Source organism: Mesobacillus stamsii (genome assembly GCF_030814065.1).
GTDB lineage: Bacteria > Bacillota > Bacilli > Bacillales > Cytobacillaceae > Mesobacillus > Mesobacillus stamsii.
Genome location: NZ_JAUSUN010000016.1, coordinates 1 through 12,387 on the forward strand (window position 1 = coordinate 1; position 12,387 = coordinate 12,387).

Sequence of the window (12,387 nt, forward strand, 5' to 3'; positions counted from 1 at the left end):
TCTGTTGGCAAAGAAATATGTCAACAAGTACGCTCTGTTCCCAAGAATCTCCCACTTCAACTAGACCGTAAGGTCAGTAAGTGGGGGTAGTTCAATAGGAATATTTACTTTCCATTTATTTTTAATTTTCAATAGATATTCCTGTGAACAAGTTGTTTTGTCACTTTTTAGACGAACAATGTTCACACAAAAGAAACAGACATAGATATGGGGGTATGGGTATAATTCATTTGTAAGGTAATTTCATTTAAAAAGATACTAGGAGGAAATAAATTATGGAACAGCAAACACCATCTTTAGCGGTTATTTTAGTATCAGAAGATCTTGAGAAATTGCATGCTGGGGCTCTTGTTGGATCGGTAGCATCCATGTCAGGAATGACGGTTAATGTATTTGTGACAATGAACGCTCTTAAATCATTCCGCAAGGACAGCTTCGAAAACGAAGACTTTTTGACCGGCACAATCGGCAAAGAACTGCTTGCAAAGAAAATCCCACTATTTGATTCGCTTCTGCAGGAAGGAAAAGAAATGGGCGTATTGAATATTTACGGATGCGCCTTAGCTATGGACATCATGGATTGGAAAGAAGAAGATATGCTGGATGTATTCGACGGCATCATCGGGGTAACGAAATTCCTTGGAATGACTCAGGGAGCAACAGTCATTTCCATGTAAAAACCAGGAAAGTGAATTTGGCGTGCAGGCCTTTCCCACTTTCCCCTTTATGCAAATATAAAAAAATCTTTTCTTATTTTAACACAAACCAGTAACTTACAGGAGGAAAAAATCATGAGTGAAGTACTAGTAACTAAATCAATCGATGCAAGAGGAGCATATTGCCCAGGACCATTAATGGAATTGGTAAAAGGAATTAAAACAGCAAAAGTCGGAGATGTAGTGGAAGTCCTTTCCACTGATAAAGGATCAGCAGTGGATATCCCAGAATGGGTTAATAAAATGGGTCACGAGATTGCCTACATCGAAAGTGAAGGCGATGAATTCAAGATCGCAGTTAAAAAGGTAAAATAATTGATCGCTGTTAGACACAGGCTCTTTACGGTGATTTCAGCGTTCAAGCCGTAAAAAAGTCCAGAAGGAACAACAGCCTTGATCAAAGAATCCAGTAAAGAGGTGGACAATATGACAAAAAAAATCGTGATTCTTGGAGCAGGAAGCGCGGGTACAATGGTTGCAAACAGGTTAGCCCGCCAGCTTGGCGAAGAAATTAAAAAACAAGAAGTCGAAGTAACGTTGATTTCCAATACAGAAAAGCATACTTATCAGCCAGGATACCTTTTTATCGCGTTTAATGAAAAACCGTCCGAGCATTTTATCAGAAAGCAGGATTCGCTTGTCCACAGACATGTGAATCTTGTATATGATGATGTCGAGAAAATCGATGTAGAGAAGAAAACGGTGAAAGGCAAAAAGCAATACCAGTATGACTATCTAGTCATCGCAACTGGTTCCCATCCTGACTTTGACAGTGTTCCAGGTTTGCGTGAAGGTGCGCATAACTTCTATACTCTCGATGGAGCAGAACGCCTTCGTGATGACCTTGCAGTGATGGAAAAGGGCAGAATCCTGATCACCATCGATGTACCGCACAAATGCCCAGCTGCTCCACTTGAACTGGCATTGATGCTGGATGACTATTATCGCAAAAATGGCAGACGCAAGGAAATTGAAATCAAATACGGCTATCCGATCGGCCGTGTTCATTCATTGGTTCCGGTTGCCGAATGGGCACTGCCACAGTTTGAGAAGCGCGATATCAAATTTGAAACATTCTTCAATCTCGAAGAAGTGGATCCTAAACGCAAGGTTGCGATCACGATGGACGGATCGGAACACGAATATGACATGCTGATTACAATTCCGGCACATACTGGCGCGAAAGTAGTGATTGATTCAGGTATTGGCGATGAGTCCGGCTTCATTCCAACAAATCGTACATCATTGAAAATGGCTGGCCAGAACGATGTCTATGTAATTGGTGATGCAACCGACTTGCCAATCAGCAAAGCTGGGTCAACAGCACACTATCAATCAGAATCCCTGGTTGCCAATATCATCAGCAGAATATCCGGCCGCCCGGAAACGGCTGTATATAACGGCAAGGTGGCTTGTTTCCTTGAAAACAGCCTAGATGATGCCAGCATGATTACATTCGACTACAATAACCCACCGCAGCCAGCAGAGACTTCTGACCTTCTGCACTGGTTCAAAGCGGTATACAATGAGCTTTACTGGTTAAATGCCAAAGGGATTTTATAGAAGGGGTGGTTGAGATGGCTACAGAAACACCTCAATTGCAAAAAACGGAACAACATAAGCTTGTTGGCTTCACGGATGCAGCCATGGGGGCAGTAACCGGGGAAATGGTCTCGACAATTGCCGAAACGGGTGTCAAGATGATTGAGATGGCCGATGATTTGCTTCAGCCGGAAACACTCTCTCTATTAAAGGCCCTGCCTGAAGTAGCCGAGAACCTCGAGCGGACTTTAATGGAAGTAAAACGCATGGAAGAAACCGGTGTGCTGAAATCGCTGATGCAGCTTGCGGATATGGCTGCTGCTATGAAGGGAGCGATGACAGGACCAATGGTAACCGATATGGTGGAAAAGGCAATCAAAGGTGTAGAACTTGCAGATTCCTTCGTCCAGCTTGGTGCCATCGACCTGGTGGACGGTATGCTAACAGCGTTCCATCATGCTCAGGAGGAAACAAAAGACAAAGAGCCTCTGACCTCCATTCAGCTAATGAAGGCTGTTACACAAAAAGAAACAAGAGAAGGAATGACCTTGATGATTTCCTTCCTGCAGAACCTGCCAAAGCAATTGAATAAATAGAAAAAGAGAAGGGAATTCCCTTCTCTTTTTCTATTTATAAAACAATGCAAATATTAGAAATTTTGGAAAAGTAGCATTATAATGAAAGGGATAGATATACGAGGGGGAATAAAAATGACAAATACATATTCTGATGTTTGGGATCTTGAGGTGTTTTTTAAAGGGGGAAGCAGTTCTCCGGAATTTGCAGATCATCTAAAGGCAGCAAGCGAGGAAATTGCAATATTTAAACAAGAGGTAGCGGATTGGAAACCAAATGCTCAGCCGAACCAGAGTTCAAAGCTGGAATATCTAGTGGAGCGGTTTGAAGGAGCGGCGAAAAAAGTAAGGCAGGCGGGTGCATTTGTGAGTTGTTTGCACGCACAGAACACAGATGATAAGAAGGCTGGCCAATTGAAAGCGACGGTCACTGAACTTAGTGCTTCCTTGCAAACTGCACTGACCATTTTCGATCAGAAGCTATCCAGTTTTTCTCCTGATGTTTGGAACGGGCTTTTGCAGGATGGACTGTTGAAAGAGCTCCGTTTTGTGCTTACTGAGCGACGAAAACGGGCGGCGGAAAGGCTTTCGGAAAAAGAGGAATCTGTGATAAATGCCTTAAGCGTGGACGGGTACCATGGGTGGGGACAGATGTATGACCTTCTTGTCGGAACTACAAAAATCCAATATAAAGAGGAAAGCCTTTCCGTCGGCCAGGCTGCCAATAAAATGTCAGATACTGACCGTTCAGTCCGAAAGGGGATTTTCAAGGCATGGGAAAAAGCCTGGGAAGAAAAAGAGGATTTTTACGCTAAGACACTCAATCATCTCGCTGGCTTCCGCCTGAATGTCTACAAACTGAGAAGCTGGGAGGATGTGTTGAAGGAGCCGCTTGATATCAACCGAATGAAACGTGAAACACTCGATGCGATGTGGGAGGTTATTTCCGAAAACAAAGAGCCGTTTGTCCGGTTTCTGAATCGAAAAGCTCATCTTCTTGGACTTGAAAAACTGAGCTGGTATGATTTAGATGCGCCAATTGGCAGTGCTGAATCAAAAATGTCCTATCAGCAAGGAGCTGATTTTATTGTTGAGAACTTTGCGCAATTTGGCACAGAAATGGCTCGCTTTGCAAAAAAAGCATTTGAGGATCATTGGATTGAAGCGGAGGATCGGCCAGGCAAAGCACCTGGCGGCTTTCATACGTTCTTTCCTGAATCCAGTCAATCAAGGATCTTCATGACCTACTCCGGTTCGCCAGCCAATGTCTCTACATTGGCACATGAACTTGGACATGGTTTCCACACATACGCAATGAGGGATCTGCATCTGCTGAACCGAAATTATGCGATGAATGTTGCAGAAACTGCGTCTACCTTTGCTGAAATGATTGTTTCGGACGCGGCTGTGAAAAATGCGCAAACCAAGGAAGAAAAGCTTGGTTTATTGGAGGATAAGATTCAGCGTTCCATTGCACTCTTGATGAATATTCATGCCAGATTTCTGTTTGAAACCCAGTTCTACGAAGAGCGAAAACAGGGAGTAGTCAGTCCGGAAAGATTAGCAGAATTGATGAAACACGCACAAGAAGAAGCATATGCTGGTGCACTCGAAGAGTATCACCCGCTGTTTTGGGCGTCCAAGCTGCATTTCTTTATAACGGGAGTGCCGTTCTATAACTTTCCATATACATTCGGCTATTTATTCTCTGTTGGCATTTATGCGATGGCCCTGGAGTCAGGTAAAGGATACGAAAAAAAGTATATTGCCATTTTGAAGGATTCGGCATCAATGACCGTTGAGGAACTCGCCCAGAAACACCTGAATGTCGACCTCACGGAAAAGGATTTCTGGGAAAAAGCGGTTCGCATGTGCGTCGAGGATGTAGAGGAATTCTTGGCTTTGACAGAATAGATTTTTGCATTAGTTGCAAACAAACGAAACCCCAGCCTTTTTTAGGATGGGGTTTCCCTTTTCTTAAAACAGATTTATAAAAAGATCTTTACCGAAAAGAACTAGCACAATAGGACATTATATAATACTATATAGTTCTAAGCAAAATATGCATTTTCTTAAAAATTTCTTTTTTGGCGCTTTAACCCAATCACATAATCGGAGGTATGTTCCTTGCTTCAGTCTATCTATCGCCTGCTTATTGAATTGACGAATGGAAAATGGACGTCGGCCATGCTGCATAAATTCGCAAATTCAAAGAGCAGCAAAATAATCATCCCTTCGTTTGCAAAAATTTACGGGATTAGTCAAGACGAAATGGAAAAACCGCTTGAAGAGTATGAGAGTCTGCATCACTTTTTTATTAGGAATCTGAAACCAGGATCAAGAACGATCGAAGAAGAGCCTTTGTCAATTGTCAGTCCTGTAGATTCAATCATTGAAGATATTGGGGAAATTTCCGCGGCTAAAACGATTACCGTAAAAGGGAAGGTGTATTCGATCTCTGAGATGCTCGGGAATGAGGAAGCAATGGCCCGCTATGAACAAGGCAAATATATGATTTTTTACCTTAGTCCAAGTCATTACCACCAAATTCACAGCCCAGTTGCAGGCGATGTCATTAATCAGTGGACGCTAGGAAGGAAGTCCTACCCAGTAAACAAGCTAGGGCTAACATATGGAAATAACCCATTGTCCAAGAATTTCCGTAAAATAACGGAAATCAAGCATCATTCTGGCACGATGGCCGTTATAAAGGTGGGCGCAATGTTCGTCAACTCGATTGAAACCACATATACTGGAACAAGTCTTAAGAAAGGCGAGCGTATGGCGTATTTTACCTTCGGCTCGACTGTGGTACTCCTGTTTGAAAAAGGAACTGTGAACTTGCTGCCAAACATTACTCTGCCATATCCGATTAAATATGGCGAAAAAATCGGTACCCTCGTTGGACAAGAGTGACCTGACAGGCACAGGATGAATCTGTGTCTTTGACTTTGCATATGAATGTAATTCCAAAAAGAAAAGCCCTTTTTGGGCTGTTAAGAAGAAACTTTGATTCGGTTGGACAAAGACCGTCGGTGGATTTCCGTTTCTATTAAATGGATAAACTCATTGCTAAGGTTCAATTCTCTTGCTTTGAAATAGGATTCAATCAATAGGTCGTCCGATAGCTTGCGCATTCAGTCATTCACCCCCAAAAGCTTCTAAATCAGATTTTGACTGCATATAATTGTAGGTTGTTCGTTTCTACCCTTACTCTAGCAGATAGAAACTTGCAGAACAACCGTTCTGGTTATCCACAATCATCGGTGGGTAACCTGTGATTAACTTGTTTATAAACTCGATATTCGTAATAAAATCAATGTGTATATTGTGCATAAGGTTATCCACAGGATTGAAAATCGCTGAATTTTGTCGAAAAGTTTTTTGGAATTCTATGAAAAAAACCAAAAAATGCCGGTTGTTGTCATTTTTTATCATCAATTGGCTTTGAGGTTTGTATGTTTGTTTTGAATACGTTGCTAAAATTAGGTATGATGTTAACGATGTGATCGGAATTTACTTAATGAGGTGTTAAAATTGCTAAAGCATTTTTTACCTGACCAGCATGTGAAAAATATATTTGAAATTGATCCTGATGGGCTAAGGGAGAAAGGTGTCAAAGGAATCATAACAGATTTGGACAATACCCTCGTAGAATGGGATCAGCCCACTGCGAGCCCTAAGCTAATCGAGTGGTTTGATAATATGAGAAGAAATGAAATACTCATAACGATTGTTTCAAATAATAATGAGCAAAGAGTCAAAGCTTTCTCTGACCCGCTTCAAATCCCATTTATTTTTCAAGCGAGAAAGCCAATGACCAGGGCATTCAATAGGGCGCTCAAGCAAATGGGCTTGCGAAAAGAAGAAACGGTTGTGATTGGCGATCAGCTGCTAACGGATGTCCTTGGCGGGAATAGGAGCGGATTCCACACCATTCTCGTCATTCCGGTTGCCCAGACAGATGGATTTGTGACCCGATTCAACCGGAAAGTGGAAAGAAGGATTTTAAATTGGTTTAGGAAACAAGGAAAGCTGAATTGGGAGGACTAAATTTGAATGAGCAATTGATCTGTACCGGCTGTGGTGTGAAAATCCAAACTGAAAATCCCGAAGAACTGGGTTTTGCCCCTGCTTCCTCACTGGAGAAGGAAGTTGCTGTCTGCCAGAGATGTTTTCGTTTAAAAAACTATAACGAAATTCAGGATGTCAGTCTAACGGACGATGATTTTTTAAAAATCTTGAATGAACTTGGAAACAAGGATGCACTGATTGTCAAGATTGTCGATATTTTTGATTTCAATGGCAGCTGGCTGCCTGGTATTCAACGGTTTGCCGGAAAAAATCCGGTATTATTGATTGGGAACAAGGCTGACCTTGTGCCGAAATCGGTCAAGCAGCGAAAACTGATCGACTGGATGAAAAAGGAATCAAGGGAACTGGGACTAAATCCAATTGACGTCTTCCTTGTGAGTGCCGCAAAAGGGCATCATATCAAAGAAGCTTCAGCGGCAATCGATGAATATCGCAATGGCAAGGATGTCTATATTGTTGGTTGCACAAATGTCGGGAAGTCCACTTTCATCAATAGAATCATCAAGGAAGTGACTGGTGAAGGGGATATCATTACAACTTCCCATTTTCCAGGAACAACTCTTGACATGATTGAAATTCCGCTTGAAGATGGAAAAGCAATTGTCGATACTCCTGGAATCATCAATCATCACCAGATGGCCCATTATGTAGATAAGCGCGATTTGAAATATATTACACCTAAAAAGGAAATCAAGCCCAAGGTGTATCAGCTGAACGAACAGCAGACCTTATTTTTCGGTGGCCTTGCCCGTTTTGACTATCTATCAGGCGGCAGAAGATCGTTTCCTTGTTATATTCCGAATGAAATCAATATCCATCGAACTAAGCTTGAGAATGCAGACGAGCTGTATAAGAACCATGCAGGTGAAATGTTGACTCCGCCACGGCGGGAGCAGATGGATACATTTCCAGAGCTTGTCCGCCATGAATTCACGATTAAGGAAGCCAAAACGGATGTTGTTTTTTCCGGGCTTGGCTGGGTAACAGTGAATGATGTAGGTGCGATAATTGCCGCATTTGTTCCTAAAGGGGTTCATGTGATGCTCAGAAGGTCGCTGATTTAAACTAGCTGGCAATCTAAACTTGGAAGGAAAGAGCGGAAGAAAAATGAAAAAATTGTTCGGCGTCATCGGGGATCCAATTGGGCATTCAATGTCTCCTGAGATGCATAATAATCTATTTGACTTTTATGGAATCGATGCAGTCTACCTGCCATTTCATGTCAGCAAACAAAATCTTGAGGCGGCAGTAAAAGGGTTGAAAGCATTGGGTGTTAGTGGCTTCAATGTGACAATTCCTCATAAAACAACTATCATGGACTTTCTCGATCAAATTGATCCTTTGGCAAAAGCAATCGGAGCTGTCAATACAGTCCAAAATGAGAACGGCTGTTTGACAGGTTACAATACGGACGGCCCTGGCTTTGTCAAAGGGCTTGAATCCATGGGTGCTGATCTTGGTTCAAGGTCAGCTTTGATAATTGGTGCTGGTGGGGCTTCGAGAGCGATCTATTTCTCCATGGCCCAGGCAGGAATCAAGCAAATCGACCTATACAACCGGACAGCTGATAGGGCCGAGGAATTGGTTCGTACCTGCCCATTCAAGGTTCGCTCAAAGGTGCTTGACAGAGAAACAGCTGAAAAGTCACTGCATGAATATCAATTGATCGTCCAGACCACTTCGATTGGAATGTTCCCTAATCTAGAGGGTTTGCCGCTTTCGCTTGACCAGCTTTCTCAGGGCACAATTGTCAGTGATATCATTTATAACCCTCTGAAAACAAAGTTTTTAGAAGAAGCTTCAAAAAAAGGAGCAAAAATTCAAAATGGCGTCGGAATGTTTGTTTTTCAGGGAGCACTTGCTTTCGAGAAATGGACCGGGATTTTTCCAGACACCGAGACAATGAGAAGGAATGTTTTAAGAAATTTAGGAGGTTAACATATGTTAACAGGTAAGCAAAAAAGTTTTTTAAGATCAAATGCCCATCATCTTACTCCCATTTTTCAAGTTGGCAAAGGAGGGGTAAATGAAAACATGGTCAAGCAAATCGCAGAAGTTCTGGAAGCGAGAGAGTTGATCAAGGTGAGCATCCTAAAGAATTGTGATCAGGATAGAGATACCGTAGCAGAGCAGCTTTCCCGCGGAGCAAAAGCTGAACTTGTGCAGGTAATTGGCAATACCATCGTTTTATATAAAGAGTCACGCGAAAATAAGCAAATCGTTCTTCCAAGATAAAAAACAGGGAGGTGCCGGATTGAAGAAGGTTGGCATTCTCGGCGGTACCTTTAATCCGCCGCACACTGGACATTTGGTTATCGCGAATGAGGTGCTTCAAACGTATGGGCTCGATGAGATATGGTTCATGCCCAATCAGGTTCCGCCGCATAAAATAGTCGACTTGCCGATCAGCAATTCTGACAGATTAAGGATGATTGAGCTTGCGATTGCTGATAACCACAAATTCAGGCTGGAAACAAAGGAACTTGACAGAAGTGGCCCTTCCTATACGTATGAAACGATGAAAATACTGAAAGATAACAATAAAGACATTGATTTCTATTTTATTATTGGCGGCGACATGGTGGAGTATTTGCCTAAATGGCGTAAGATTGATGAGTTGCTAAAGATGGTCAAGTTTGTCGGGGTAAGCAGGCCCTCTTACTCGATGGAAACAAATTATGATATTCTTTTTGCTGAAACACCGCAAATGGATATCTCTTCAAGAATGATTAGAGAAAGAGTGAAGGCAGGCAGAAGCACTCGCTATTTGCTGCCGGAATCTGTAAGGATTTATATAGAGGAGCATGGTTTATATGGAGCGTGAACAAGCACTTCAGATGGTGAGGCCGCAACTGACTGAGCATCGCTATCTGCATACACTTGGAGTGATGGAGACTGCCATCAGACTGGCTGAGAAGTACGGTGCAGATGGCAAGAAAGCGGAATTGGCAGCCATTTTCCATGATTATGCCAAATTCAGGCCAAAGGATGAAATGAGGCAGATCATTAAGGAACAAAAGATGCCAGCAATCCTGCTGGAGTTCAACAGCGAGCTTTGGCATGCACCGGTAGGAGCCTTTCTAGCTGAAAAGGAAGCAGGCATTCAAGATGGAGAAATCCTTGATGCCATCCGTTTCCACACTTCTGGCAGGGTGGGCATGACCCTCCTTGATAAAATCATTTATCTGGCTGATTATATTGAGCCAGGTCGTCATTTTCCAGGTGTAGAGGAGATAAGGGAGATGGCAGGAAATGATTTGGATGCGGCGCTGATCCAGTCCATGAAAAATACGATCCAGTTTCTTATGAAAAAAAATCAGCCAGTCTTTCCAGATACGTTTCACGCATACAACAGCTTGGTAAAAAATAAGGAGGGTGATTGAATGAACGATCGACAATTATTAATGACAGCTGTCAAAGCGGCTGATGATAAAAGAGCAGAAGATATCATGGTATTGAATATGAGAGGGATCTCACTGATTGCCGATTACTTCATAATCTGCCACGGAAATTCAGATAAGCAAGTGCAGGCAATAGCCCGTGAAGTCAGGGAAAAGGCAGAAGAACAAGGGAATACGGTAAAGAGAATGGAAGGGTTCGATGAAGCAAGATGGGTTCTAATTGATATTGGCGATGTGGTTGTTCATGTCTTCCATAAGGAAGAAAGAAGCTATTATAATTTAGAACGACTTTGGGGAGATGCGCCAATCGAAAACGTACAAAGTGAGCTGTATTAATGTCATACGAACGATTTGCTTATTTGTATGATGAGCTTATGAAGGACGTTCCCTATGACAACTGGGTGAACCTTACCGAAGCCTATAAGCAGAAATTTCAAGTAGAGGGAACGAGGCTGCTTGATCTTGCATGTGGAACCGGCGAACTATCCGTTAGATTTGCACAAAAAGGATACGAAGTGACCGGAGCAGACTTGTCTGACGATATGCTTTCCGTTGCCCAAAGGAAGGCACAGACACGATCTTTGCCTATCCAATTCTTCCAGCAGGATATGACAGAACTAGATGATTTAGGTGAGTTTGATATCATCGGCATCTATTGCGATTCTCTAAATTATTTAGAGAATGAACTGGCAGTCAAGCAGACATTTGAAGGGGTATACCGTCTATTGAAACAGGGAGGCTTGTTTATTTTTGATGTCCATTCCCTTTATAAAATGGACGATGTTTTTGCGGATGCAACATTTACTTGGGATGAGGAAGAAATCACCTATATATGGAACGCCTTTAAGGGCGACGAACCGCATAGTGTGGAACATGAACTGACGTTTTTTGTGCTCGACGAAAAAAGCGGAAAATATGATCGTGTCGATGAAGTACATCGCCAGCGTACCTATCCAGAAACAAAATACGTAGAGTTGCTGAAGCAGACAGGCTTTGATAATATGGAAATTTCCGGAGATTATTCCCTCCAGGCTCCTGAGTCCACAGCTGAACGATTATTTTTTGCGATGATCAAATCTAAATAGGGTTTATCCCCCATGCAGAAAAAGTCTCCCGTTTGACGGGAGACTTTTTTGTACTTTTTTTGTCACAATTTTTAGAGAGGATTTTCATGTTAAATGGCGAAAATTTTTAGAGACCGAATTGCTCCTTTATTCTTTCCAATTCTGTTTCATATTTTTTCTGTGTCGCCCGGAAGACCTGTTGAAACATATCTCCCGTTTCACGATCCAGCACTTTGATCCCTTCTCCTGTTATGCCGCCTAGTACGCAAACCTTTTCCTGCAAAGATTGTAATGTATAATGATTTTGACTCAAAAGTTCACCTAAACCAATTAACATCTCGCTTGTTAGTTTGGTGGCAGTATTTTGATCAATTTCCGTTTCTTTGACAGCTCCATTGATAAAGCTCTGGACAAGGTGACTAAAGAAAGCTGGGCCACAGCTGACAATATCGGATGCTACTCTTGTGATCTCCTCTTCTATTTCCAGCGGGACAGATATTTTTTTGAAAAGAGTAAATAGGGTTTCCCTCCATTCCATCGTACATCGAGCTCCAAACGAGAAAAGGGAAACTCCTGCAAGTGCCCTGTTTGTAATGCTTGGAATGATTCTCATCACAGAACAATCCACTTTGCTTTCAATTTGGTTGACACTGATTGGGCTGGTTATGGAGATTACGCATTTATTTCTGCTAAGTACAGGATTGATGGTTTCGAGGACGCCTAAAACATCATGGGGCTTCACACATAGGAAAATCGCATCCGCGTTTTCGGCAACTTCTGTCGCATTCCTTCCAAGTGTTAAGTCTGGATATCTGTTTTGAATCTCTAAAGCTTTTGACAATGTCCTATTTGTAATCATCATGGAAGAAGGAGAAACGGCGTTCCCGTCAATGAGAGCTTCAGCGAGTATTCTCCCCATATTCCCTGTGCCTATTATCCCTATTTTCATAACCCTTCCCTCCTTCGTACAGTTTATTCTCCTATATTCATATGA

At 42.3% G+C, this 12,387-nt stretch carries 15 protein-coding genes and 1 pseudogene; 14 read left to right on the plus strand and 2 right to left on the minus strand.

The genetic code is table 11. The annotated features are described in order from the left end of the window. The first annotated feature begins 275 nt into the window (after nucleotides 1-275). The 6 genes from J2S25_RS12790 (at nucleotide 276) to J2S25_RS12815 (ending at nucleotide 5,749) form a co-directional block, all read left to right on the plus strand. Entirely contained in the window at nucleotides 276-677 is a 402-nt protein-coding gene (locus tag J2S25_RS12790; protein WP_044393550.1) for a DsrE/DsrF/DrsH-like family protein, read from the plus strand. Nucleotides 678-791: 114 nt separating this feature from the next. Beyond that, nucleotides 792-1,031: a sulfurtransferase TusA family protein gene (locus J2S25_RS12795; protein ID WP_044393552.1), complete on the plus strand. Its 240-nt coding sequence runs from the start codon at nucleotides 792-794 to the stop codon at nucleotides 1,029-1,031. A gap of 111 nt (nucleotides 1,032-1,142) precedes the next feature. After that, nucleotides 1,143-2,279, plus strand: a complete 1,137-nt coding sequence (locus tag J2S25_RS12800; protein ID WP_044393554.1) for an NAD(P)/FAD-dependent oxidoreductase — start codon at nucleotides 1,143-1,145, stop codon at nucleotides 2,277-2,279. A 14-nt stretch (nucleotides 2,280-2,293) separates the two neighbouring features. Continuing rightward, the gene (locus J2S25_RS12805; protein ID WP_052807007.1) at nucleotides 2,294-2,854 is read left to right on the plus strand and encodes a helical membrane plugin domain-containing protein; all 561 of its coding nucleotides are present in this window, start codon (nucleotides 2,294-2,296) and stop codon (nucleotides 2,852-2,854) included. Nucleotides 2,855-2,968: 114 nt separating this feature from the next. After that, nucleotides 2,969-4,747, plus strand: a complete 1,779-nt coding sequence (locus J2S25_RS12810; RefSeq protein ID WP_307192100.1) for a M3 family oligoendopeptidase — start codon at nucleotides 2,969-2,971, stop codon at nucleotides 4,745-4,747. 213 nt (nucleotides 4,748-4,960) lie between these two features. Next, the gene (locus J2S25_RS12815) at nucleotides 4,961-5,749 is read left to right on the plus strand and encodes a phosphatidylserine decarboxylase (protein ID WP_044393559.1); all 789 of its coding nucleotides are present in this window, start codon (nucleotides 4,961-4,963) and stop codon (nucleotides 5,747-5,749) included. A gap of 80 nt (nucleotides 5,750-5,829) precedes the next feature. Here the strand turns inward: J2S25_RS12815 and J2S25_RS12820 are convergent, their stop codons facing one another. Next, on the minus strand, nucleotides 5,830-5,970 hold the full coding sequence (locus J2S25_RS12820) for a sporulation histidine kinase inhibitor Sda (protein ID WP_044393561.1): 141 nt from the start codon (nucleotides 5,968-5,970) through the stop codon (nucleotides 5,830-5,832). A gap of 400 nt (nucleotides 5,971-6,370) precedes the next feature. On the opposite strand from J2S25_RS12820, the gene J2S25_RS12825 reads away from it, so the two are divergent. The 8 genes and pseudogenes from J2S25_RS12825 (at nucleotide 6,371) to J2S25_RS12860 (ending at nucleotide 11,414) form a co-directional block, all read left to right on the plus strand. Further along, nucleotides 6,371-6,886, plus strand: a complete 516-nt coding sequence (locus tag J2S25_RS12825) for a YqeG family HAD IIIA-type phosphatase (protein WP_044393563.1) — start codon at nucleotides 6,371-6,373, stop codon at nucleotides 6,884-6,886. Nucleotides 6,887-6,888: 2 nt separating this feature from the next. Then, entirely contained in the window at nucleotides 6,889-7,992 is a 1,104-nt protein-coding gene (gene yqeH / locus J2S25_RS12830; RefSeq protein ID WP_307192101.1) for a ribosome biogenesis GTPase YqeH, read from the plus strand. A gap of 43 nt (nucleotides 7,993-8,035) precedes the next feature. Next, nucleotides 8,036-8,866, plus strand: coding sequence for a shikimate dehydrogenase (gene aroE / locus J2S25_RS12835; RefSeq protein WP_044393587.1), 831 nt, complete (start codon nucleotides 8,036-8,038; stop codon nucleotides 8,864-8,866). A 3-nt stretch (nucleotides 8,867-8,869) separates the two neighbouring features. Next, nucleotides 8,870-9,163, plus strand: a complete 294-nt coding sequence (yhbY, locus tag J2S25_RS12840; protein ID WP_044393567.1) for a ribosome assembly RNA-binding protein YhbY — start codon at nucleotides 8,870-8,872, stop codon at nucleotides 9,161-9,163. Nucleotides 9,164-9,182: 19 nt separating this feature from the next. Further along, nucleotides 9,183-9,788: pseudogene (locus tag J2S25_RS12845) on the plus strand (nicotinate-nucleotide adenylyltransferase). Beyond that, nucleotides 9,766-10,311: a bis(5'-nucleosyl)-tetraphosphatase (symmetrical) YqeK gene (yqeK, locus tag J2S25_RS12850; protein WP_431305968.1), complete on the plus strand. Its 546-nt coding sequence runs from the start codon at nucleotides 9,766-9,768 to the stop codon at nucleotides 10,309-10,311. The pseudogene J2S25_RS12845 and the gene yqeK overlap by 23 nt, the downstream one beginning before the upstream one ends. Beyond that, entirely contained in the window at nucleotides 10,312-10,665 is a 354-nt protein-coding gene (rsfS, locus tag J2S25_RS12855) for a ribosome silencing factor (protein ID WP_044393573.1), read from the plus strand. Continuing rightward, nucleotides 10,665-11,414 carry a class I SAM-dependent DNA methyltransferase gene (locus tag J2S25_RS12860; protein ID WP_044393575.1) on the plus strand — a complete coding sequence of 250 codons (750 nt, stop codon included), beginning with the start codon at nucleotides 10,665-10,667 and terminating at the stop codon, nucleotides 11,412-11,414. Before rsfS ends, J2S25_RS12860 begins: the two co-directional genes overlap by 1 nt. A 106-nt stretch (nucleotides 11,415-11,520) precedes the next feature. On the opposite strand, the gene comER is transcribed toward J2S25_RS12860, so the two are convergent. Further along, nucleotides 11,521-12,342 (minus strand): late competence protein ComER, encoded by an 822-nt coding sequence (comER, locus tag J2S25_RS12865; RefSeq protein WP_044393576.1) that lies wholly within the window; start codon nucleotides 12,340-12,342, stop codon nucleotides 11,521-11,523. Nucleotides 12,343-12,387: the final 45 nt, after the last annotated feature.